This is a genomic window from uncultured Roseivirga sp. (assembly GCF_963973945.1).
GTDB lineage: Bacteria > Bacteroidota > Bacteroidia > Cytophagales > Cyclobacteriaceae > Roseivirga.
Map to the genome: position 1 here is coordinate 1 of NZ_CAXBBV010000022.1, position 23,820 is coordinate 23,820.

General features: G+C 39.1%; 22 protein-coding genes and 1 tRNA gene. 7 read left to right on the forward strand and 16 right to left on the reverse strand.

Annotated features, from left to right (window positions below; genetic code table 11):
* Window positions 1–65: 65 nt before the first annotated feature.
* Genes paaC through AAC026_RS19515 form a run of 4 tightly spaced genes read right to left on the reverse strand, consistent with a single transcriptional unit; the run spans window position 66 to window position 3,023 of the window.
* Complete coding sequence (paaC, locus tag AAC026_RS19500) at window positions 66–821, reverse strand: 1,2-phenylacetyl-CoA epoxidase subunit PaaC (RefSeq protein WP_339701706.1); 756 nt, start codon at window positions 819–821, stop codon at window positions 66–68.
* Between the two features lie 2 nt (window positions 822–823).
* A complete protein-coding gene (locus AAC026_RS19505) occupies window positions 824–1,441 on the reverse strand; it encodes a phenylacetic acid degradation b (protein ID WP_339701709.1) in 618 nt (205 codons plus the stop codon).
* 9 nt (window positions 1,442–1,450) lie between these two features.
* Window positions 1,451–2,437 carry a 1,2-phenylacetyl-CoA epoxidase subunit PaaA gene (paaA, locus tag AAC026_RS19510; protein WP_339701712.1) on the reverse strand — a complete coding sequence of 329 codons (987 nt, stop codon included), beginning with the start codon at window positions 2,435–2,437 and terminating at the stop codon, window positions 1,451–1,453.
* Between the two features lies 1 nt (window position 2,438).
* Window positions 2,439–3,023, reverse strand: a complete 585-nt coding sequence (locus AAC026_RS19515; RefSeq protein WP_339610137.1) for a TetR/AcrR family transcriptional regulator — start codon at window positions 3,021–3,023, stop codon at window positions 2,439–2,441.
* 69 nt (window positions 3,024–3,092) lie between these two features.
* Here AAC026_RS19515 and AAC026_RS19520 point away from each other — a divergent pair, with 69 nt between their 5' ends.
* Window positions 3,093–3,587 (forward strand): hypothetical protein, encoded by a 495-nt coding sequence (locus AAC026_RS19520; protein WP_339701714.1) that lies wholly within the window; start codon window positions 3,093–3,095, stop codon window positions 3,585–3,587.
* Window positions 3,588–3,613: 26 nt separating this feature from the next.
* Window positions 3,614–3,874 carry a hypothetical protein gene (locus AAC026_RS19525; RefSeq protein WP_339701716.1) on the forward strand — a complete coding sequence of 87 codons (261 nt, stop codon included), beginning with the start codon at window positions 3,614–3,616 and terminating at the stop codon, window positions 3,872–3,874.
* A 41-nt stretch (window positions 3,875–3,915) separates the two neighbouring features.
* On the opposite strand, the gene AAC026_RS19530 is transcribed toward AAC026_RS19525, so the two are convergent.
* From AAC026_RS19530 to AAC026_RS19555, 6 genes are all read right to left on the reverse strand, one after another.
* Window positions 3,916–4,863 carry a hypothetical protein gene (locus AAC026_RS19530; protein WP_339701718.1) on the reverse strand — a complete coding sequence of 316 codons (948 nt, stop codon included), beginning with the start codon at window positions 4,861–4,863 and terminating at the stop codon, window positions 3,916–3,918.
* A gap of 30 nt (window positions 4,864–4,893) precedes the next feature.
* Window positions 4,894–5,775: an outer membrane beta-barrel protein gene (locus tag AAC026_RS19535; RefSeq protein ID WP_339701721.1), complete on the reverse strand. Its 882-nt coding sequence runs from the start codon at window positions 5,773–5,775 to the stop codon at window positions 4,894–4,896.
* Window positions 5,776–5,786: 11 nt separating this feature from the next.
* Entirely contained in the window at window positions 5,787–6,554 is a 768-nt protein-coding gene (locus AAC026_RS19540) for a hypothetical protein (RefSeq protein WP_339701722.1), read from the reverse strand.
* On the reverse strand, window positions 6,544–7,125 hold the full coding sequence (locus AAC026_RS19545; RefSeq protein ID WP_339607698.1) for a sigma-70 family RNA polymerase sigma factor: 582 nt from the start codon (window positions 7,123–7,125) through the stop codon (window positions 6,544–6,546). Before AAC026_RS19545 ends, AAC026_RS19540 begins: the two co-directional genes overlap by 11 nt.
* Before the next feature lie 179 nt (window positions 7,126–7,304).
* The gene (locus AAC026_RS19550; protein ID WP_339701725.1) at window positions 7,305–9,812 is read right to left on the reverse strand and encodes a PspC domain-containing protein; all 2,508 of its coding nucleotides are present in this window, start codon (window positions 9,810–9,812) and stop codon (window positions 7,305–7,307) included.
* Between the two features lie 10 nt (window positions 9,813–9,822).
* Window positions 9,823–10,158, reverse strand: a complete 336-nt coding sequence (locus tag AAC026_RS19555; RefSeq protein ID WP_339607696.1) for a PadR family transcriptional regulator — start codon at window positions 10,156–10,158, stop codon at window positions 9,823–9,825.
* A 239-nt stretch (window positions 10,159–10,397) separates the two neighbouring features.
* On the opposite strand from AAC026_RS19555, the gene AAC026_RS19560 reads away from it, so the two are divergent.
* Window positions 10,398–11,597, forward strand: coding sequence for a hypothetical protein (locus AAC026_RS19560; RefSeq protein ID WP_339607695.1), 1,200 nt, complete (start codon window positions 10,398–10,400; stop codon window positions 11,595–11,597).
* Window positions 11,581–16,665, forward strand: coding sequence for a C25 family cysteine peptidase (locus tag AAC026_RS19565; RefSeq protein WP_339701728.1), 5,085 nt, complete (start codon window positions 11,581–11,583; stop codon window positions 16,663–16,665). The genes AAC026_RS19560 and AAC026_RS19565 overlap by 17 nt, the downstream gene beginning before the upstream one ends.
* Window positions 16,666–16,674: 9 nt before the next feature.
* Here AAC026_RS19565 and AAC026_RS19570 read toward each other — a convergent pair whose 3' ends face one another.
* Window positions 16,675–17,580, reverse strand: coding sequence for an NAD(P)/FAD-dependent oxidoreductase (locus AAC026_RS19570; RefSeq protein ID WP_339701731.1), 906 nt, complete (start codon window positions 17,578–17,580; stop codon window positions 16,675–16,677).
* 141 nt (window positions 17,581–17,721) lie between these two features.
* On the opposite strand from AAC026_RS19570, the gene AAC026_RS19575 reads away from it, so the two are divergent.
* On the forward strand, window positions 17,722–18,108 hold the full coding sequence (locus AAC026_RS19575) for a transcriptional repressor (protein WP_339701733.1): 387 nt from the start codon (window positions 17,722–17,724) through the stop codon (window positions 18,106–18,108).
* Window positions 18,109–18,190: 82 nt separating this feature from the next.
* Here AAC026_RS19575 and AAC026_RS19580 read toward each other — a convergent pair whose 3' ends face one another.
* Together AAC026_RS19580 and AAC026_RS19585 are read right to left on the reverse strand one after the other, a co-directional pair.
* A complete protein-coding gene (locus AAC026_RS19580) occupies window positions 18,191–19,258 on the reverse strand; it encodes an acyltransferase family protein (RefSeq protein ID WP_339701737.1) in 1,068 nt (355 codons plus the stop codon).
* Window positions 19,259–19,290: 32 nt separating this feature from the next.
* Window positions 19,291–19,878 (reverse strand): ankyrin repeat domain-containing protein, encoded by a 588-nt coding sequence (locus AAC026_RS19585; RefSeq protein WP_339701740.1) that lies wholly within the window; start codon window positions 19,876–19,878, stop codon window positions 19,291–19,293.
* 239 nt (window positions 19,879–20,117) lie between these two features.
* Between AAC026_RS19585 and AAC026_RS19590 the strand changes: the two genes are divergently transcribed.
* Window positions 20,118–22,202 (forward strand): helix-turn-helix domain-containing protein, encoded by a 2,085-nt coding sequence (locus AAC026_RS19590; RefSeq protein ID WP_339701743.1) that lies wholly within the window; start codon window positions 20,118–20,120, stop codon window positions 22,200–22,202.
* Window positions 22,203–22,205: 3 nt separating this feature from the next.
* Complete coding sequence (locus tag AAC026_RS19595) at window positions 22,206–22,463, forward strand: hypothetical protein (RefSeq protein ID WP_339607688.1); 258 nt, start codon at window positions 22,206–22,208, stop codon at window positions 22,461–22,463.
* A 95-nt stretch (window positions 22,464–22,558) separates the two neighbouring features.
* On the opposite strand, the gene AAC026_RS19600 is transcribed toward AAC026_RS19595, so the two are convergent.
* From AAC026_RS19600 to AAC026_RS19610, 3 genes are all read right to left on the reverse strand, one after another.
* The gene (locus AAC026_RS19600) at window positions 22,559–22,774 is read right to left on the reverse strand and encodes a (4Fe-4S)-binding protein (protein WP_339701746.1); all 216 of its coding nucleotides are present in this window, start codon (window positions 22,772–22,774) and stop codon (window positions 22,559–22,561) included.
* 59 nt (window positions 22,775–22,833) lie between these two features.
* Window positions 22,834–23,598, reverse strand: a complete 765-nt coding sequence (gene map / locus AAC026_RS19605) for a type I methionyl aminopeptidase (protein ID WP_339701749.1) — start codon at window positions 23,596–23,598, stop codon at window positions 22,834–22,836.
* Between the two features lie 108 nt (window positions 23,599–23,706).
* A tRNA-Leu gene (locus AAC026_RS19610) sits at window positions 23,707–23,790 on the reverse strand.
* Between the last annotated feature and the right edge of the window lie 30 nt (window positions 23,791–23,820).

The window sequence follows — 23,820 nt, forward strand, 5'->3', positions numbered from 1 at the left end:
AATGACAAATGACAAATGACAAATGACAAATGACAAATGACAAATGACAAATGACAAATGACTATCTACCAATCAGCCGTAGGATCCATTTTAAATACCTCAGACATTTCATCCAATAAAGGCTGAAGATTGTCAGTATGTTGACCATAACGACCACCGTAAACAGGTGTAATGCTCTTAATGTCTGGCATTCTCAGGCTTGTTTCTTTTAGAATAGAAGAAATTTGCTCTATCCATCCCTCTTTAACTACCGCTTCACCACGGAAAATATCTTCCTTAATTAACTCAGCTTCGAACTTAGAAGGCTCGAAAATGCCAAGAGCATATGGCATCGCATAGTCTAAAGAGTTTTGAAGACGTAAAATGCTTTCTTCAGTAGCAGAGCCCAATTGTTTCATCCATATTTTGGCGTGCATGGTATGGTACTTTATTTCTCCTTTGATTTTTCTGGAAAGGAGTGCTAAAGGCTCATAAGATGAACTTGCTAAATGTGTAAACCTGATTTGTTCGGCCATGTCAAACAAAAAGTGTCTGATTAAGCTAAAATCATATTCTCCATTAGGTAACTCTACCAACTGGCAATTATGGAACTGTTCTGCGTTTCGCATAAAAGCAACAGTGTCAGGGTCAGATTCACCAAGCTCATGGAGTAATTTATATATCTGCCAGCTTTGCCCTACCTTGTCTTGTGCCATAGAAGAAAAAGCGATGTCTTCTTCTAGCAAAGGCCCAAAGCCTGTCCATTCAGAGTTGCGGTGGCCTAAAATGAGCTGATCGTCAGCAATTTTATAGAGTAAATCTTTTAGTGCGTCTGTGTTCATTGTTAAGCTTGTTGTTCTTTGAATGCTTTGATTTTGTCTCCCGCTTTGTAATCAATGGCGTCTCTGTATTTTTTCTCTTTCAGCGTATCCCAAATGTCTCTGTCTTCTTCATCAGAAGCTAAAATATGTTCTGATTTCACAACCCAGATATTGAATACGGGTTTGTCCGACTGAAAATCTTCTTTTGCTTGGGCTAAAGCATCTTCATAATCTTTAGCCATCACACTACCTTCGTATTTGTGCTGTTTTCCGCGTTTGGCTAGGTGGAAAATCTCGAAGCTATCACGTTCTACTCCAGTAGGCTTGTTGGTTACCAAATTGTAAACATCCTCATTGTTGTCGGTATAGTCAGAAACTTTAATGTTCTCGGTTTTAACAACACAGAGTGCATTACAGAACATGCCTCTTCGGCTAAACTGCTCCTTAGCAAAAAGGAAAGCCATTTCTTCATTGGGAGCGTGAACAGGGCCAGCGTGCTCAAAAGGCTTGCCTTCTTTGGTTTCTATAAAGGCCTCATATGTTTCAAACTGATCGAGACTCCCTTTTTCTACAATTTGAGTATCGGTCAATTCGTCAATACCCAGACGGGTTACCCTTGGGTCTAATGATTTCAAATTCATAGGTATGTATTAAGCTAATGGAGCTACGTATTTAGTTTTTGGCGCTAATAACGCTTGTCGTACCCATGCGCCTCTTTCTTCGGCAACACGCCTTACGGCCAAACGTTCTTTATTACATGGCCCATCTCCATTAATTACTCTTTTGAACTCATCCCAATCTGGCTCTGTAAATTCCCATTCGCCTGTTTCTGGATCTTTTCTCAACTTATCATCAGGTACGGTTAAGCCAAGTTCCCAGATTTTAGGCACATACATATCTAAGAATTGCTGGCGACATTCATCGTTAGACGACATTTTTACTTTCCAGCGCATAAGAATTTCTGAGTGAACCGAAATTTTATCTGAAGGACCAAAAAAGTGCATCATTGGCGCCCACCAGCGGTTGAACGCAGCTTGCATCATTTCACGCTGCACTTTTGTGCCTGTTGCCAAATGAATCACACAATGGTGACCATATTTTAAGTGGAAAGATTCTTCGGCACAAATTCTTTCTAAGGCGCGGCAATATGGGCCGTAACTTCCTTTAGAGTTTGCGATTTGGTTTACAATTGCTCCTGCATCTACCAGCCATGAAATAAAGCATGAGTCAGCCCATGTAAAGGCAGGGTAATTAAATATGTTGGAATATTTCGATTTGCCATTGATCAAATCGGCAATCATGTCCTCTCTTGATTTACCTAAAGTTTCGGCAGCAGAATATAATAGTTGAGCATGCCCAACTTCATCCTGCACCTTTGCCATAAGGGCAAGTTTTCTTTTAAAACCAGGTGCACGGGTAATCCAAGTGCCTTCTGGTAAAGCTCCAATGATTTCTGAATGCGCATGTTGCTCAATCATTCTAATCAGCTGCTTTCTATACAATTGAGGCATCCAATCTGAAGGCTCGATTTTCTCGCCTCTGTCGATTCTTGCTTCAAATTCTGCCAATTTTACTGGATCCTCGTCAGTGAGGGCAGTAGCTTTCATGGCTTCGAATGAGTTTCCACCTCCGTACATATTATTTATTTTTTAGTCCGTTTAACAATAGGCCCGACAGTCTTTTTCCAACTTCTTCTGGACTCAAGCTGCCATCGGGCTTATACCAATTGTGAGTCCAGTTTAACGAAGAAAGAATGGTAAGCATCATGAATTTTTCGTCTACCAATTTAAACTCTCCTGAGGCCATTCCATCCCTTAATATTTTCTTGAACCTTCCTTCGTAGTCATCGCGCATGGCTAAAAACTCACTTAGATAGGGTTCACTTAAATGCCTCCATTCGTTAAAGAAAACGGCAGAAGCGTTTGTGTCTTGTGTAATTACTTTTACATGAGCGATCATGGCTTTTTCCATTTTTGCGGCATTACCACCAGTTTCTTCATCTACTTCCTGCCAAGCGCTATAAAACTGTTCGGCCATACGGAAGCATATGCGCTGCAAAATTTCTTCTTTTGACTTGATGTGAGAATAAAGACTTGCTGCTTCAATTCCCAAATCTTGCGCTAAATTGCGCATTGAAGTTGCAGCATAGCCCCTAGATTGAAAAAGAGTGGTTGCTTTTTCTTCTATTTGTTGCTTTCTGCTTTTCTTTACGACAGTTTTCATTTGCTGCGAATATAAACATACTAACGTTCGTTAGCAAGAGATTCTTATTACCCACAATTTACACAAACCATGCAATTGAATGACCCTAATTTTGATAAAAGTACATTTATCAAAAAGCTTGAAACGATTATCTATCTAATGTTTGTGTTGCCTCTCGGGTTTTTTGGCTATGCATTTTTAGAGCGCGAAGCCAGCGGTGAGCTTCGGTCAGTTTTTTATGAAAATCCAGATGTGATGTTCCACACGGTGATGGCTGCTGGTATTGGTTATGTTTTACTGAGAACTGTAACCACCTGGAAGAAAGATGCGCTTAAAGTGTTGAAGCAAGTGCCTGAATTAGATTTGAAGTTAGTTAAGCTCAAAAAATCAATAATTTATAGAAACCTAATGTGGTCTTTTGGAGCAACCATTGGTGCTTTTGGTTTGTATGAAAAAGGGGACATGGTGTACGCCCTTGTTTTTAGTTTGTTTTTAATTCTAATCACAGCGAATCGGCCAAGTGCGAAATATTTTGTGAAGCTTTTTGGCTTAAAGGGGGAAGAGAAAAAGTGGATGGAGGAATAAACTTGAGGAATCCTTATATTTAATTCATGAGCGAAACTAATACCACTCAAAAGCTTCGATTTCCTAGTAGTACTTTAATGACTACTTTTCCCAGCTACATTTTTTTTGCTGGCATTAGCTTTATGGCAATCCGTGTCATTCTTAATAATTATGGAGTGGAAGGCGAGGGGTGGAGAGTTGTTTTTGCTTCTGTAGGTTTGTTTTTGTCTTCTTTGTTTTTGATTGCTTCTTTTTGGGCAAAGGCTTATGTGAAAAGGAAACTTGGAACACAAAAAAAGGCCGAATAAATTGCTTCATTCGGCCTAATATAATCCTTCAAATATCTTTTTTAGAAAGTAACCCCAATCGTAATTGGATTGAGTTCTGGTCCTTTTCCGTTTTCAAATAGTTCGTTGAAATCATAGGTCATAAACATATCGAAACCGTTGATGCCTATTTGAAGTCGGGCGCCATATCTAAAGTCATTTACAAAGAAACCACCTTTGCTTTTTACTTTATCGCGGTCGCCATCGGTGCGATCAATGTACTTGGCTTTGTTGCCTAAGCGCAGGCCAGCATAAGGGCCAACGCCAATTCTGAAGCCTGTTTTGTGACTGAAGGCAACACGCACATCGTCTTCTTCATACTTTCTTACAATTCTCTTTCCTCTGCTAAAATCGAACATAGGCACGGCCTTTACATTAAGATAAGATACTTTGAGTTTGCTTTTTAGGGCGCTTCCAATATTGGTTTCTTCTACAAAGTTGAGCTGACCACCATTCGGGTCTAAACGGGTAGCTGCATTTTCGAACTTATAATTATACCAGCTAAAACCTCCGCCCCAATCTAGGTATAATGGGCCGCTCACATAGGTAGAGTGGTTCCAGTTTAGGCCTACATAAACAGAACCTAAAGGTTTTACTTGATAAAGGTCGCTCGATGAAGGAAAGCTTCCGTTGTTTAAATAATTGTTGAAACCAATTTCGAAATCAAGACTTTTTAATGTGCCGTGATCGTGTTGTTCAATGTATTCGAAATTTCTGGGTCTATAGCGGCTCGATCTCCAATCTGAATCCCAGTCGTCTTCAATTTCAACATTGATTCCCAAGAAACCCATTCGTAAGTAAAAATCATTGTCGTTAATGAAGATGCTGTTTGAATTCTTTTTAGGAATACTGACGATAGTGTCTAATCGTTCTAGGTCATCCTGTCTACCCCACATCCATTGGGCGCTGAGGCTTTGATTTACCAAAAGGAGAGCCATGGCAATCAAAAATAAGTTGAACTGCTTTTTCATTTTTGTTGTATTTTATTTTGAGTTGTTGTTTTAGAAAATCACCCCAAATGTTACAGGGTTAAGTCTTGGTGCGTTTGCTTCTTCTTCAAATAGTTCTGAGAAATCGTAGTTGAAAAAGATGTCGAAAGAGCTCCAACCCATTTGGGCGCGCAAACCGTACTTGAATGGATTAATGTATAGACTGTCTTTGAATTTGTCTTTCTGACCATCACCATTCAAATCATCGTATTTGTATTTAGTGTGGCTGCTGATTCTGTAGCCAGCATATACCCCAGCACCTACTCTGAATGAGTTGTATTTGCCAAACGAGAAGGTTGGGACTAAATGCACGTTTAAATGCATCATATTGATTTTGCTTTTCTTGCCTACTCGATCCATACGCTCAACAAAATCAACCGATTGGTTTGTACGGTCTATTACTACTTCGACCCTAGTATTTTCAAAGCTTAAATCTTGAATGCTTGCGCCAATACCCCAATCCAGATAAAGTGGTCCGAGAATTTTTGTTGCGTGATCGAAATTGAGGGCCGCATACCAAGAGGTAAGTGGGTTTAAAGTGAATAATTCGTCACTGCTCGGTAGGTCACCATCTTGTAAATAGTTGTTTAAACCAACGTAAATGTTTACAAAACTTTGTGTTCCTTTTCTCGGATAGTACCTGTCTAAATCATCTCTCCAGTTATTATCCTCCAAAGTGCTTTCTAGAGTCTTTGAGTTGTACTTGGCTACAGGAACTGATTTTGAAAAATCCCATGCTGAGTTTTCAGTATCTCCTGACTTGAAGGTTGAGGTTTTGGGCTCAACTTTCAAGTCCTGATTGAGATAAGCTTCGTTTTGAGCTTTGGCTAGGTTAGTGCTCAATACGACCAATAAGAGCATACCTATGACTTTTGTTGTAGTTATTGTTTTCATATTTCGAGTTGTTATTTTTCTTGTTTGAAGTTAGGAGTGTTCTCTTCTTCCTCTTGATCAATCGATCCGTACTTGAGTTCATTGGCCACAAATTCGTTCTTTGTGGTTCTCAAATCAGATAAGGTTTCTTTGGTTTTGCTTACTCCTTTGGCGATACTGATCAATCCATCCATCATGCTGAATTTCTTTTTGCGATCCATATCAATTTCAAAGGATTCGTCAGTATAGTCCTTTAATGGTAGAGGCATTGGTTTCAAATAATCGAAATCAACTGAGGTATTGACAGATAATGTTTGCGCAATATCAATTTTATCTATGTTGATGATTACTCGAGATTGATCAACAGGCTCAATAATGTCTACTGTTGGTTTAGTGTCTACCTGAGCAGTCAGCTTACTTGGTGCAGTGATTTGCTGCGGCTGAATAATTTGAATACTTGGGTCAGCCTCTTTTTCTTGAGATTGATCTTTGGTATTTTCTTTCTCTTTTGCTGGAGTGTCAACATCTTTTTGATCAGGTGTTTTTATCACTTCATTCTTCACTTCTTTATTGGCTTGAAGTTGCTCAAGATCAGCACCTGATTTTTCGGATTGATTGATGTATAAAGCACCTGCAGTAAGAATGATTACAACACTTGCAGCAATGCTTAGCCAGAAGAAAGCGCCTTTTTTCTTTTTATCGAGATTACCTTCAATTTTGCTCCAAGCGTTAGCTGGTGGTGCTATTTTATGGTTGCCTAGTTTTTCTCGAAAGAGATCATCTATTGGGTTACCCTTCATTACTCATTAATTTAACTTCCATACTATCTTCTGCTTGAACTAACATCTTTTGAAGATGTGCTCTTGCTCTGCTCAATTGGGATTTCGAGGTGTTCTCGCTAATGCCCAACTTCTCTGCTATTTCCTTGTGAGAAAAGCCTTCGATGGCGTAAAGATTGAAAACGGTTTTGTAGCCTGTAGGCAGTAAGTCGATCATTTTGTGCAAATCTTCAACCTCTAAGTGATTGTGTAGTTGCTGATAATCGGGTTCTCTTTCTGCTTTTTCAATCTCTACTTCCAAAAACATGCTTTTGTTTCTTCGAATGTAGGTCAGCGATTCGTTGACCATTATTCTTCGAATCCAGCCTTCGAAACTTCCTTCGCCAGTAAACTGATCTATTTTTCGAAAAACTTTCGTGAAACCACAAACCAAAACGTCTTCTGCTTCTTGCAGCTCAATCACATACCGTCTGCAAACAGAGTACATCAATGGAGCGTACTTTTCATACAGTTCGCATTGCGCCTTTCTGTCGCCCTTACGGCAAGCTTCTATAAGCTTTTCTTCAGATTTTGACTTTTTGATTTGAAGCATTTTTTGGTTGATTCACAAGGTAGATGTATGAATGTTAAACTTGGTTGCATGGCCCTGATAAAAATTTCTACGCTAGGGCTGTGTTATCTTTTAATGAAGTATAAAGTTCTTGATTTAGAATGAATTAACCCAATGCAGGATTCCTGTATTGGGTTAAAGTAGTATGGTTTGAGTAGTGTTTAAAACTTAGTTACTGTTGCTGAACGACCCTTATCACGAACGTTTAGCTGGCCTTTGCCTTTATAACTTACGGAGGAGAAACCTTCGGCCCTAACGTTCAGTTCTTGGTTTACATTAATCCGAACTCGGCTTTCGTTGTCGGTTTCTATTTCGGCTATTTCTACATTGGCATCATAACCATAGAGCTTGGCGTCTTTTTGTAAAAGAGCTTCAAGCTTGTTTATGTTGTTCGACAGGTTTACTCTTGCTTCATCTGTAAGAAAGAGCTCTAGTTCATCAAATTGGCTATTTAGATTTACTATGCCGTTATCAAAAACTCTGATGTTAATGAGCTCTGTATCGAAGTTTTCAATGTTTAAGTCTACATTATTAGAAACTCGAATTCTACTCAATTCAGGAACAATAATGGTGATTTCCATATTTGAAGTTTCTTCTTCATTAAATTTGAAGTCAACTCTGGATAAACTCAGTTCGTTATTGAAAACGCGTAAGTCAGGTGTATAAAACTTTGTTTTACTCGATACTTCCATTTCATATTTATCTCCCTTAACTAAATTCACTTTAAAACTGCTGCTTAGTTTTAGGCTTGAAAATTCATCGAGGTCGAATTTTTGAGTGTTCGATTGACTGCTATTGTTCAGCGCTTCTTCTGATTCACAGGTGAGGCATACTAGATTTCCATCTTGGAAAGCCCAAGTGTTATTGTAAGCTTGTCTCCAACTGTAGCCATATCTGAAGTACTGCAAGATTGAACGCATTCCCTCATTTATTTTGAATGGTCTGCCTTCTGGAATAAAGAATGTAATATCGGCTTCTTGGGCTCTAAACTCTACTCTTTCAGGGAATGTCATTTCCGAATCAAAAGTAACTGTACTGCCCTCAACTTTGTATCCGTAGCTTAGCTCTTGTGCTCTTTTTTCAGCATCATCTAGGCTTCTGCCTCTGGCTCTGAACCTTTTCTCTACTCTAAACTGATCAGAATCACTCATACGAATGTCTAAATCTGTAAAGTCAGAAGTATAAGTGTCATTGTAAGCATAGTAAGAGTCATCATCCCATCTGTAGCCTCTTCTGGTAAAGCGGCCATTTCGAACTTCGTTCATGCTAAGCGTTATGGTATCGGCTTCTATTTCAAAATCATCGGCAACTCGATAAATGCCTTCATCTCTGAAATCGCGAACTACATTTGGAAGGGTAGCGAAAGTGCCAATTATGGCAATGAACCATATACCCAAAATACTCCATCCAACAGCTGGGCTCATCACTCTACGTTTTGCGATAATGGTTATACCAGCAATAAACAAATAGAGCACAGGTATAAAAGTTGTAGCGAGTAAGAAAATGAGGCCAATTTCCGGAACTGTGTTCCTGAACATTTCTATTGGAAAATAAGCTAGGTCACTATCCCACAGAAACCAATCTCCATTGTAAAGCCCCATGAATACACCCGTGGCTATTAGCAAAGAAACCATTACAGATAATGCCGTAGTGGCTATTATTGCACCTGTGGCTATTCGTATTACAGCCACTAGGAATAGCATTAACGGAGCGAAAGCACGGCCCAATCCAACGAATATTTTACCTATTAACCGGAAGGGGAACAGAAGGATTTTGGTAAATGTGCCTTCTCCACTTGGTTCAAAATCAGTGGTTTTACTCTTTTTGTAATTGGTGTCTATGTTTGATAAAGTTACGGCTTCACCTTTCATTTGCATTTTATCCGTAAGCGAATTAGCTTCAGGTGTAATGATCCATAAAATGATGTAGAGAATAAGGCCTGTTCCGAACCCAAATAGCAATACCAGAAAAATGATTCTTACGATCATTGTATCGATATTCAAATAATTGGCTAAACCAGAAGATACACCACCTATTACTCTTTGGTCTGGGTCGCGGTAGAACTTCTTCAAATTCTTATTCTCTGCCAAATGGTTGTTGCCAGGCGTAACTGCCCACATAATAAAATAGGCAATGAAAACAAGCGCACTGGCTGGCCCTGCGAATACCAAACCAAAGGTTACGGCAAGTATACCCACTCTGATCCATATCGGGTCGAAATTGTAATAATGGGCAATTCCAGAAGCTACACCACCTAAAATTTTGCGCTGCAAGTCACGGTAAAGTCGTTCTGTTTTTTGGTAGCCAGAAGTACTTCGGCCAGACGAGGTGTTTTGGCGATCTTCTTTTGCCTTCTTTTTCTTTTCTTCTTTTTTAGGAGCAGGCTCAAAGTCATCTTCTTCTTCGATGGCCTCAAAGTCTGAGATGTTTCCCATGGTTTTAATTAGGGCGTTTACATCTTCGGCAGAAACAACTTGGTTACCATCCTGTAACTTCTCTAGAAATATTTCGGCTATTCGGCCTTCTATGTCGGCTATGATTTCTTCACTGTCTTCGTAAGAAGAGAAGTATTTATTGATGGAATCGAGGTAATGTTTGAGGGTTTCGTAACCATCTTCCTCAATATGAAATATGATGCCACCTATATTTATGCTAATGTTCTTTTTCATGACGGCAGGATTATGAGTTGTTTTTTGTAATGATTTGAGATGTTGATTCGACCAATTGAAGCCAAGTGCTACTTAGACTGTTCTTAAATTCTTTGCCCTCTTCAGTAATTGTGTAGTATTTTCTTGGAGGGCCAGAGCTAGATTCTACCCATTTATACTCTAGTAGTCCCGCTTTTCTGAGGCGAGTGAGTAGAGGGTATAATGTGCCTTCAACGACTATGATTTTCGCTGAGGTGAGTTCTTCGAGCATGTCCGAAGCGTAAACTTCACCTCTCGAAATAATATGCAGAATGCAGAATTCGAGAATTCCCTTTCGCATTTGGACCTGAGTGTTTTCTAAATTCATCTCTTAACCTTTAAGATGTTCGACCTTTTCATATGCAAACATACGTAAAAAGGTACTGTGTGTTACATAGTACTGTATAAAAAATATTACTATGTATCCTATTTGGTTAAAAAGAGCTGTTTTGAGGTAGTCTGAATGTTTTTTGCTTACTTTGTAAAAGGGCATTAAAATATTTATGATGCAGTTGAGTTCTATGTATGGCCTCAACTCCTATTAATAAATATGTTGAATTTTGATTATTGGAGGGATACGATTTACTCGTGAGAAAAAACCTTAAAAAGCTACGATGGGGGATACTATTGATTCCTCTATTTTTATATTCACCTAGACTACAAAGTCAAAACACGCCCAAATACAGCAATGAATTTTTGGCTATAGGTGTTGGCGCACGAGCATTGGCAATGTCGAATGCCATGACCTCTGTAGCCGATGATGCCACAGCGGGTTACTGGAACCCCGCAGCCCTTACCGATATTGAATACCGCCACCAGTTTACAGCACAGCACGCGGCATACTTTGCCGGAATTGCCAACTACGATTATATTTCTTACGCCAGAGCTATTGATACCGACAGTCATTTCGCCTTGTCGGTCATTCGATTAGGTATTGATGATATTCCCGACACCCGTTTTTTATTCGATGATAACGGAAGGCTCAATTATGATAATATTGACTTTTTCAGCGCACAGGATTACGCCTTTATTTTTTCATATGCGCGTTCGGTAGGTTTAATTTTCGGAAAGCCATTTGGTCGTGGATTGACTTTTGGGATGAACTTTAAAGTGATTAGGAGAAAAGTAGGTGACTTTGCTGATGCTTGGGGTTTTGGGCTTGATGCTGCCATGAAGTACCGCCATTATGATTGGGACTTTGGTATTATGATTCGTGACGTTTCTACAACCTTTAACTCTTGGGCAATCAACCAAGAAAATTTGGCCGCTATTTTTTCTCAAACCAATAATGATTTACCAGGTAATTCTGTGGAACTCACTTTGCCAAAGCTTATTGCTGGTGCTTCTAGGACCTTCTCCATTAATGATAAAATTGGTTTGCTTACTTCAGCAGACCTAGTATTCACATTTGATGGTCGAAGAAATACACTGGTGAAAACAGGTTTTGCTTCTTTTGAACCTCAATTAGGTTTTGAGTTCGATTATGAAGATAAGTTTTTCGTGAGAATGGGGATTGGTAATTTTCAAAGGATAAAGGAATTTACAAGAGCAGATGGAGGTTCGGAACAAACCTATTGGACTTTTCAACCCAATATGGGGCTAGGTATTAAGCTTGATGATTTGGTGATAGATTATGCTTTAACCGACATTGGGAATGTAGCAGAATCGCCTTATTCTCATGTGTTTAGTTTGAGGTATTCTTTAGATGCCCTTCCGGGTATGTTTGCTAAGGATAAAAGAAAGGAGAGAGATGAGAAGAGTAAATAAAATCACGTTTCTCGCTATAGCCTGTTTGATGATTGTTTCTCAGGCCGGGCATGCTCAGTTAATTGGTAACGAGTGGATTAATTATGAGCAATCCTATTTCAAGGTAAAAACAGGGTCAGATGATATTTATCGATTGACTTATGAGTCACTTTTGGCATCGGGTTATGATTTTTCAGGAGCTGGAGCCAATAATTTTAAACTCTACCATAGAGGTAAAGAAGTGGCCATCTCTGTAAATGATGGAGGCGATGGCGTATTTGGTGCAGGAGATTTTATCGAATTTTTCGGAAAGAAAAATGACGGTACTCAAGACACTGAGCTTTTTAATTTCCCAACAGATCAAATTCATAAGTTTTACAACCTGTTTTCAGACACTACTGCTTTTTTCCTAACCTCATCTTCAGGAGCTGCTGGAAAGAGAATGGAGGTTTTGAATGAATCCACCGCTGGGCTAACTCCTGTGCAATCACATACAAATGAAAATCTTCAGGTGTATACTTCTCAGTTTTCTTTTGGTCAATATTATCAAATAGGTAATCCAAACGGGGAAGTAAAACTATCTCGCTATGACCGCGGACAAATGTTTGTCAGCGATACCATCATGAGAAATGAATTTACTTTGCGAAGTGGTAAAACTTATCGAGACTTTGTAATCAATAATGTAACGCTAGGTGTTCAGACTGAAGGTACACCAAGGCTTACAGTACAAATTGTTGGGTTTAATAACCGACTGCACAACACTTCTATTCATGTTGGACCAGATACCGAAAATTTAAGGACTATATCACAAGACATACATCTGAACTACAGTAATTTCGGAACAGATACTAAGCAAATTGAGTGGTCAGATATTTCATCTACCGGCAGACTGATTGTTAGGGTAGAGGCCGTAGGATTTCCAGAAATACCTGACGATAGAGTGGCGGTTGGCTACATAAGACTCACCTTTCCTCAAGAGGTAGATGCACAAGCAAGAGATAAAGTCATTTTCAATTTACCTACAAAGGCAGGGAATAGTCTTTTGGAAGTCGAAAACGTAGTAGGAGAATCTGACCTGTATGACATCACAGACTATAGAAATATTAGAAAATCTACTACCACTTTAACAGGGAGCACTTTAAGTGGTGTGGTTAGATCAAATAATGAAATACGGAAGGTTTTTATGAAGCGAAGGAATGCCTTTGTAATACCAAAAATTGAGAAGGTAACCTTTAATTATGATGATGTTACTGATAATAACTACCTCATTATTTCGCACCCAGAACTCCGAAAACCAGTGGCAGGTCGCTATGACGATCCAGTACAGGCTTATATAGATTACAGAAGTTCAATAGATGGAGGAAATTTCAATGTGCTTTATGCCGATGTTACCAAGCTTTATGATGAATTCAGTTATGGCGAATACACGCCATTGGCAATTCGCAGGTTTGTGAGGCATGTATATAATAACAGTAATCCCGAATATCTATTCATTATTGGTAGAGGAAGAAGGGTAGACAATCAAGTACAAAGGTTACCTAATCCACTGGCTGTTTCTAGAAGAGATTTAGTGCCAACCATGGGAGCACCCGGGTCAGATATATTATATACACAAGCATTAGATGGTGTTGCCAATATTCCTACCATTCCAGTTGGACGACTCTCGGTTAATGTTTCTACCAGCGTGGCAAATTACTTAGACAAAGTGAAAGAAAAGGAGGCTACTCTAAAAGATTCGCCTTGGACCAAAAACTTTGTTCATTTAAGTGGGGGCTTGACCAGTGACGAATTGGTTCGGTTCAAAGAGTTTATCAAAGGCTTTGGCGATCAAGTAAGTGCCGATTACTTAGGAGCCAATGTTAATAACGTTTCAAAAAACACAAATAACGCAGTTCAGAAATTCAATATTTCAGAAGAGGTAAATAAGGGCGTAGGACTGATTACTTTCTTTGGGCATTCATCCTCTAGTTTTACAGATATTGATATTGGAACCGTTTCCGATCCTAGTAATGGGTACAATAATCAAGGCCGATACACTGCTTTTATAGTGAATGGCTGTCGTGCAGGCGAAATATTTAACCGAAGTTCTTTTGGGGAAGACTGGTTGGCGGCAGAAGGAAAAGGAGCTACAAACTTCATTGCCCATTCAGATGTAGGTATTCCTAATTCATTACGTGATTATACGGTAGAATTTTACAAGTTATTGGCAGATACACTATGGATGACCCAGTCTATTGGTAACCTTCAAAAAGAAACCATTAAGAATTATTTAACCAATAATTTTCAAGTAGATCAAACTGATATAGCTGCCGTAGAGCAGATTCTTTTACAAGGAGACCCTGCAATTCCTTTATTTGGGCACGATAAGGTAGATTATACTGTAAGGACAGAAGATATTTTCTTAAGATCGAAAGACGGTAGGGAAATTACAGCTGCTTCACCTTTCTTTGAACTCGGAGTAATTGTAAATAACGGAGGAAGAACTAGTACCGACTCGCTTTCTGTTTCTGTAAATAGAAAGCTGGATGATGGAACAGTGGTAAACCTTCCTTCAGTAAAAGTAAAACCAGTTCGTTATCAGGATACTGTTTTCTATGAAATCGCGAATCAAGGATTGGATTTCTTTGGAGAAAATCGTTTTGAGGTAATTCTTGATGCTGAAGGAAATGTAGAGGAAGGGAGTGAACTGAATAATAGTGCGGAAGCTTCATTCTTCTTCCCAGCAAAAGGAACATTTAATACTGCTCCTTTTAACTTTCAAACTATCAATTCTACTTCCGTAGACCTTGTAGTGCAGTCGGCTGATCTAAGGCTGAACGATAGATCGTTTGTAGTGCAAATCGATACTGTCAATACATTTGATAGTTCTTGGAAAAAAGAACAGGTACTAACAGGAAAGGGGATTGCTACATGGAAGTTAGACCTGGTGCCGTCAACTGTAAACGACTCTATTCAATATTACTGGAGAAGTGTCTTTCAAGATGAGCAAATTCTGGATCCTATTCCTTGGGCGAACTCCTCCTTTACTTATATAGAAAATAGTGTTCGAGGTTGGGCGCAAACGGAATTTGATCAGCTGACGGATTTAAGATTGAGCTCTGTTACTAAAAGCGAAAACAGTGATGTTTGGGTGTTTGCAGGAACAACTACCAACATCGAAATTGAAACTTATGGCTCAGAACACGCAAGCGGTCAACGGGCTTCCGATGTGGTGGTGAATGTAAATGGACAAGCCATTATCCCTGCCAACCCTTGTAACTTGAGCACATTTAATGCAATAGCTTTCAATAAAGATAGTGGCCAGCCTTATTTCGTTTTACAGACAGACGGAGTTTTTGATGAAAATGATCCGCTCAAGTGTGGTAAATCACCAAGCTATATTAATTCATTTACCAACGAATCTCTTTCAGATGTAAATATTGCACCAGCACAAAGTTTAATGCGCCAATATGTAGATGGCATTGATGAAGGTGACTTTGTGCTTTTCTTCTCTGTAGGGCAGTTGAATTATGATGATTGGCGAACTGATGTGCGAGACGACATGGAAAGAGTTGGGGCTAGCCGATTTACCATTAATGCATTACAAACAGGTGAGCCTTATATTATGTATGGTCGAAAAGGCCAAGTAGCAGGACAAGCACAAGAAGTGGTTGGTGAGCCGATCGGTGCCGATGATAATGCACGAAAAGCAAGAATTACATTTGATGCCGCCATTGTAGCCAGTATTGATAGCGGTAGTGTTCAGTCTCCAACAATTGGCCCAGCCAGTGCTTGGGGTAGGTTTACAAAAGATATTCAATTAGGTGCTACAGATGAAATTACCTTCGATATAGTAGGGGTAGCACCTAATGGAACCGAAACTGTTTTATTCCCCAATATTGCCTTTGATGATGCTGACTTAAGCGCTGTAAACCCAGTGCAGTATCCATACCTAAGGTTTTATGTGGTAATGAAAGACAAAGACTTGGCTACGCCTCCTCAGCTGAAAAGTTGGTCGGTTTCATTTGCTGGAGTTCCAGAAGGGATTGTTTCATTACAGAATGACAAGAACACGAATATTGAATTAGAAGAGGGCGAACCATTTAATGCACAATTCAGGTTCACCAATATTTCAGAATATAACTTTCAAGGACCACTGGAAGTACGTTACATTTTGTACAATCAAAATACGAGAGAAGAAGTAACAGCTACCATAGAGATTCCTGCTGTTGCGGCAGGCCAGTTTGTTGATTTCACCTTGCCAGTAGAAACCAAAGGAAAAGTAGGTTTGAATGACATGGAGGTTTTTGTGAACAATGGAGGCGAACTTGAACAGTACTTTAATAATAATGTGATTAGGCTCGAAGGCTTTTTCAATGTATTGAGAGACGAAACCAATCCGGCTATTGATGTTACTTTTGATGGTGTTAATATTCTTGACGGAGATATTGTTTCACCCAGACCATTGGTGGCTTTAGAATTACGCGATAACAATCAGTTTCTCTTAAAAACTGATACACTTGGAGTAGAGATTATGCTAGGCTCCGCCTGTGATGGTTGCCAGCTTCAGCGAATTAACTTCTCAGATCCAAATGTGACTTTCACTCCAGCCACTGAAAACTCTAATTATCGAGTGCAGTTTCAGCCAGATGGGCTTGAAGATGGTGTTTATTCGCTACAAGTTGAAGCAACAGACGCCTCAGGAAATCAGTCTGGAATTGGGCCATATACCATTACCTTCGAAGTAATTAATGAATCTACAGTTACTAACTTCTATCCATATCCAAATCCATTTTCAAGCAGTACAAGATTTGTATTTACACTTACAGGAAGCGAAGTTCCTGATCAAGTAACCATCCAGATTTTTACAGTTTCAGGAAAAGTGGTAAGAGAAATCACACAAGATGAATTGGGACCAATTCGTATTGGAAATAATATTACCGATTATGCTTGGGACGGTAAGGATGAATTTGGTGACCAACTTGCAAATGGTGTTTATTTATATCGCGTAAAGCTTAAAGCCAATGGTCAAGACTTAGGAGCGCGAGCAACTAAAGGCGACCGAGGCTTCAATAAGCTAGGCTTTGGAAAGCTGACGATTTTGAGATAAAGCTATTGCTTAAAAAGCTTCGCTAACCAAGTCGAAGTTGACGGATGCACCAGCCCTCATGCCAGACGCGACTGCAACGGCTACAGTTCTCATACTTGAATTGTCACCACAGGCATAAACATTCGGAACAGTAGTTCTTTGTAAACCGTCCACAGTTATTAAACCTTGCTCAGTCATTTCGCAACCCAATTGTTCAGGAATATCAGAATGCTGAAGAAACCTTGGTCCATGGTAAAGAGCACTGAGCGAAACCTTGAATTGGTCTTTTAAAAGCAGATGATCAATTTGGCCATTACGCTGTACTACTTCCTCAATTTCCGTTTCAATAATTGTGATGTTGTGACTTTTGGTTTGTTGGGTTTGCTCTTCGCTAAGCGTGGATTCCCCGTTGGTGAATAGCACGAGCTCATCAGTTAAATTATTAATGAGTTTTGCGTAATGCATAGCAGCATCTCCATTGGCTAAAATTCCTGTTTTTTTATGTCTAACCTCGTAACCATGGCAATAAGGGCAATGGATAACGGAGATTCCCCAACATTCTTTAAAGCCTTTAATTTGAGGTAAAATGTCCTTTATGCCCGAAGCTAGAATTAGCTTTTTGGCATTGTAGGTTGCGCCCATAGATGTTTCTACCCTATAACCCACATTGGTTTTTTCGGCCTTTATAGCCAGCCCATTTAGAAAAGTAACGGACTCATATTTTTCAACTTGAGCCTTCGCTATAGTAGAAATTTCCTTTGGCGTTTTGCCATCTTGAGTAAGGAAATTATGAGAATGCGGAGTTTGTTCATTGCATGGTTTTCCGCTGTCAATAACTAATACATTCCGAAGAGATCTGCCTAGAGTGAGTGCAGCAGAAAGACCAGCATAGCTTCCTCCTACAATAATTACTTCAAAAGTTGGGTTGTTGGTCATTACATTCAGTTTTTTAATGAAGAATAACTTATCTTATGATTTTAGGGTAGGGCTTACATTTCGAAGCTTGGCTTCATATGGAACTACCTTTTGCCAAAGGTAAATATTGTTTTTATTATTGCAACAAAGTCGCATTAAAAAATGAAGAGAAGGAACACCGAATCCAAGACCGAAATATTGGAAGCCTTAAAGTCGGCTAATGCTGCTATGAGTCATGAAATGATTCAAGCAGAAGTAAATTCCCAAATGGATAGGGCTACGATTTACAGGGTATTGAACCGTTTTTGTGACGATGGCCAGGTACATAAAATAGTAGGGGATGACGGAAAGCAATATTTTGCACTCTGCTTAAACTGCATGGAAAAGGAAGGCAAACACAATCATAACCATTTTCATTTTAGGTGTTTAAAATGCGGAAAGGTAGAATGTCTAGAAAACGAAATCTCCGTTCCATTGCCCCAAGGCTATGTATCCGAATCATTTAATGGTTTAATTTCTGGTTGCTGCGCTAGCTGTTCTAAAAGCTAATATGATTCTAAAAATCAGGATTTTAGCTTTTAATAAATTGATATTCAGAAGTTGGTTATCCTGAGATAACCAACTTCTGAATTTATTCAGCTTTGGCTTTCATTTTAAGCCCAAAAAGTGGCCTTAAAAACCAAACTCTTCTAATAATCAATTCATAGAATCCGAAGCAGCCTACAAAAGTAAAGGTTACGACCAACACAAATTGTAATTCTACAGGAATGTCCAATGGGAAAATCAATGATGACCCTAAGTACAGAAATGCCATATGGATAATGTAAATCGGATAAGCTGCTTGACTCAAATAGCTCAAAGCTTTGCTCGGTCTGTTCAGGTATTTATATCCGAAAGCGAAAACAGAAAATACCCAGAAACAGGTTTCTGCTGCTACTAAATAGTTTTGTATTTGGGGTTGAAGCCCTAAAATGCGGATGGTATAAAGTGCCACAGCGACCAAAATGAGCAACCATCTCCATTTCAGAATAAAGCCCCAAAACTCTTTACCGCTATAAACGCAGCAAAAGCCAAAGAGAAAAGCCAAAAGCCCTAGAAAGAAGCCATGCCAAGTTTGAGCATATAGTTCGTAAGGGATAGGTTGAACTATTAGTACCTCGGCAGTCAATGATAACACAATCACCATAAAGCCAAAAGGACTTTGGAATACCTTTTTGATAAGAAGACCAATTTTTCCGTTTTCATGTTTTTTTAAATAGAAGAAAAAGGGTGAAAGCAGTAGCACGTACACGAAAATATTCCCCAAAAACCATAAGTGACCTGGGTTTAATATATAAGTCATTTCTTGACCATAGTAATGCTGAAGAATGATAATGTGCAGAGGAGCAATACAGGCTATTCCGAATAGATATGGAATTAGAATTCGGCCTGTCCTTTCCTTAATCAGCGCTTTCCAACTTCTTCTTTTAATGGCGAAAAACACTCCCATCCCACTTACAAAGAATAGAAGAGGAATTCTCCAGACATTTAACATAGACATAGGTGTCCAAATGGCGCTAATCGAATTTTCGCTTTGAATAAAGCCGATGAAAAGCCCCCATGGCTGAAACCCAATCGCGATATGGTAGATCAGGAGTAAGCCGATGGCGATTACCCTGATCCAGTCTATATCGTACCTTCTTGTGTTGATTGCTGTCATGTTTTTGAGTTTTTGACCTTTGTGTTTTTAATTTATTTAAGCATTTCAGCAATGACAGGACGAGTCTTTTCGATGTGTTCCAAATCAACTTTCAGACCCATAGGTCCCAGTTGTTTTCCGAACATCTCATAAATCCCTTTCACTTCGCTAAATGGACCAGAAATAGATTCTAATGCAGTCTGTTTAAAATTGTTTTTAATGGTCTTGTCTGCATTGTTAGCCAGTAATATTTCAACCACTTCGGTATTGCAGAAATAGGCTGCTGAATGCAATGCTGTGGAGCCATCATTATTTACTTGGTTGATGTCGGCTTTTGCTTCTATCAAAGCTTTAACCACTTCCGGCTTATTAAATAATGCGGCTGTAATCAACGGGCTAGAACCGCCAAAAGCCTCCTTTTCATTTAGGTTTGAGCCTGCTTTAATATGTTGTTTTATGGCTTCTAAGTCTCCTGAAATTGCGGCTGTGTGAATGTCTATTTTAGGAGCTTTTACTTTTTCCGTAGCTGAACTGTTTTCTGTGGTGTTTTCTTTTTTCTGAGCACAAGAAGTGCCTACAAACATTAAGCAAATAGCGCTAATGACTAATGTTCTGCTGATAATTGTTACTTGAGTTTTCATGATTTTTATTTTTCCTTTAATCGTTTGATTTTGTTCTCTGCAAAGGTGGTTAGAAGCCAGAAATGGGGATTAAAAGCTATGCGGATTAAAATATCAAGTTTGCGGACATCATAGTTTTTATGATGCATGAGTATAAATTATGATGCAAAAAGTGGTTTTTCCTCCTAAATTGAAGGGTTGAAGTCGTTTTTCGCTTCGAAGAATATTGACTTCCTTTGTAAGCGTTTCTATTTCTGTTTATGACCGATTTCAATCAACATGAAAAGGATTTTTTGAATCAACTCACTAGGGTGGTTGAAGAGAATATATCCGATGAAAATTTTGGTGTCTCAGAACTCGCAGAGGCCATCAACATGAGTCGCTCTAATCTTCTGCGCAGACTTAAAAAATCCACGGGGCTTTCCGTCAGTTTATTCATTCGGCAAGTACGGTTGAAACGTGCCATGGAATTGTTGGTGAATTCTTCTCAAAATGTAACCGAAGTCTCTTATGCTATTGGCTTCAGCAGCACCTCTTATTTTATAAAGTGCTTTCGCGAAGAATATGGTTTTCCGCCAGGAGAAGCCAGTAAAAGATGGCAACCTGAAGAACCTACCAGCCCAATTGAAGGTAAACCTGTTCATGAAAAAAGTAAAATTGCATGGGGTCTAGCCGCATTAACCGCGCTTATTCTTGTGATTGCTTATTTCGCCTTTAAACCCTCAAACGAATCGGCACCTCTGCAATTAGAAAAATCAATAGCCGTGTTGCCCTTCAAAAACGACAGTAGCGATTCGACTAACATCTATTTGATCAATGGCCTGTTGGAGTCTACTTTAAATAACCTTCAGAAAATTAATGACTTACGGGTGATTAGTCGGACATCTTCTGAAAAATATAGAAACACCAATAAGTCAATTCCTGAAATAGCGAAGGAATTGAATGTGAATTATTTTGTAGAGGGTAGCGGGCAGAAAATTGGAAACCAAATTCTGCTCAATATTCAGTTGATAGACGCAGTTACCGATAAACAACTTTGGGCAAAGCAGTATACCCGCGAAGTAACCAGCATTTTTGAATTGCAGCAAGAAATAGCGATAAGCATTGCCTCTGAAATTCAGGCAGTGATTACCCCTGAAGAGCAAAATCGAATTGAGAAGATTCCTACTGATAACCTTGAGGCTTATGATTACTTTTTGAAAGGACAGAATCAGTATGTTATAGGTAATACTGAAAGTTTACAAGAAGCAATAAAGTACTTCAATAAAGCGATTGAGCTAGATGAGCAATTTGCCTTGGCACATGCAGGCTTGGCCATGAGTTACTATTACTTGGATATATTTAGGGAAGACAAGCGATATACTGCTGAAATCAATAATCATTCTGATAAGGCGCTGTTATATGACCCCAAACTGGCAGAAAGCTTAATGGCTAAGGCTATGTATTATATGCATAATCAAGAATACGCCTTGGTTGTGCCATATTTAGAACGGGCCTTAGAGTATAACCCTAACTCTGCTTTTGTCATTAATACCCTTTCTGATTTTTATGCCAACGTAAGGCCCAATACTGAAAAATACTTGGAGTATGCTTTGAAAGGAATTCAACTGAATGAAGCGGCCAATGATTCGGTGATGAACAGTTACATTTATTTGCACTTAAGTAATGCCTTAATACAAACTGGTTTTGTGGATGAAGCCCTAATGTATGCAGATAAATCGCTAGAATATTTTTCGGGTAACTTATACACCAACCATGCAAAAGCTTACATGCTCTATGCTAAGAATCATGATTTAGATGAAACATCGAGTTTGCTTGTAAAGGCGTGGAGAAAGGATACTACTCGATTGGATATTCTGCAAGAGGTGGCGAAGGTCTATTACTATAAGCGAGATTATGATAGCGCGTACTTTTATTATCAAAAGTTTATAAACCAACGAGAGGCCGCTCATCTTAATATTTACGTGCATCAAAATGCCACCATTGGGGTTGTTTTTGATAAGATGGGGCAAAAGGAAGAAGCGAAAGCTTTTTTTGCCGACTATCTGGACTTTGTTAAACAGGATGAGTCGATTTATAAGAACATAATGCTTTCCGTTTATTATGCCTATCACAATGATTTTGAGAAGTCTATTAAGTATTTAGAACTGTTTTCAGAAGAAGATAACTATCAATATTGGTTAGTTCTTTTTGATGATGATCCGCTCACAGAGAAAATGAGAGATTTGCCAGAGTACAAACGTTTAATGAAAAAGATTGAATCAAAATTCTGGAAAAATCACGAGCGAATACGAGCTTCCTTGGAAGACAAGGGCTTGCTTAAGCCACTAACTCAATTGAAATAGCATATGTTCGATAGTAGAGAATACCCTAAATCATTAGATGAACAGCAGTTTGAGCAATGGCTTGAAGAAGGTCGCGAAAGCAAAATGCGTTATGAATATATGCTTGTAGTTTGGGACGATCTGGAAAGCGATTATCATCCCGAATATGTAGAAAACAGAACGTTGATTAACAAACACCCTTTTTGGGGAAACGCCACAGGACACAGCACCACTGTGGCCGTTTACGATTTATATTCTGAAGCTCGCATTACTATACAGTAATTAATCTAATCCCTCCAAAAGCTGATATAATTGTTCCAAAGGTGCTAAATCACTTTGGCTAACCTAAATAGGAAAACTTTTCGAGGGCTCTTCTACTACATATAGTAGCTCAAAGCCCCAGAAGGACATTTAGCGATTTGGTCTTTTAGCGCTTGGGTTGAAGCATTTTCGGCTTTGATCCAAGGTTTCTCTTTGGGGTTATACACTTCTGGTAATGCCTTTACACATTCGCCAGCATGAACGCATTTTTGCGGCTTCCAAACCACAGTGAGTTCACCGTTTGAATATTCCTTTACGATCTCCTTTTCCATAGATCAAGATAAGGTAATTTCTTTATAAATATGGGTATGCAGAAACCCAGAGAAAAGGTTTAATCCCAAATACCATTGCACTCAGTAAGAATTACAGGCTGATCGTCTGTAATTAAAATGGTGTGCTCGTGCTGGGTAATGTAACCTCCTTTGTTGCCTACCAATGTCCAGCCATCCCTAAGTTCTACGGCTAAGTTTGATTTGGTTGAAATAAAGGTCTCAATAGCCACAGTAGTATTTTTCTTAAACCTTTGGTGATTACTTTTTACTCTGTAATTCAAAATATCATCAGGCGATTCATGCAAGCTTCTGCCTACCCCATGACCAGCTAAATTTTTAATTACTCTAAATCCAGATTTTTTTGCTTCGGTTTCAATGATCTGACCAATGTCCGCTATTTTCACTCCTCCTTTAATGCTGTGAATGGCTTTGTGTAGAATGTTTTTAGAGGCATCTACCAAGGGCTGATGATTATGAATATCCTTCCCTAAAACAAAAGAACCGCCATTGTCGGCCCAAAACCCGTTGAGTTCTGCGGAAACATCAATGTTAATGAGGTCACCTTCTTTTAGTATTTTCGATTTAGAAGGAATTCCGTGGGCACCTTCTTCATTTACGCTGATACATGAATAACCAGGAAAACCATAAGTTTCAAAAGGTGCTGATTTAGCACCATAACTTTTTAAAATCTCTCCCCCGTAATTGTCTAATTCTTTGGTAGACATACCTACTTGGGCATGTTCGCGCATTAGCTTTAAAGTAGTACCCACTACTGCGCTAATCTTTTTCATTCCAATTAATTCAGACTCTTTTGAGATCGACATATTTTAACCTTTTAGCTTAGAAGATAAACTGCAATTTACAGAGAAATTAGAAGTCGACTAATTGATTTGAAAGCAATAAAAAAACCTCCCGAAATTCGAGAGGTTTTGTACCCAGGGCCGGGGTCGAACCGGCACGATCGTGAAATCATTGGTGTTTGAGACCAACGCGTCTACCAATTCCGCCACCTGGGCATTTGTTTGCTTCAGCGGCTACCTCCCGAA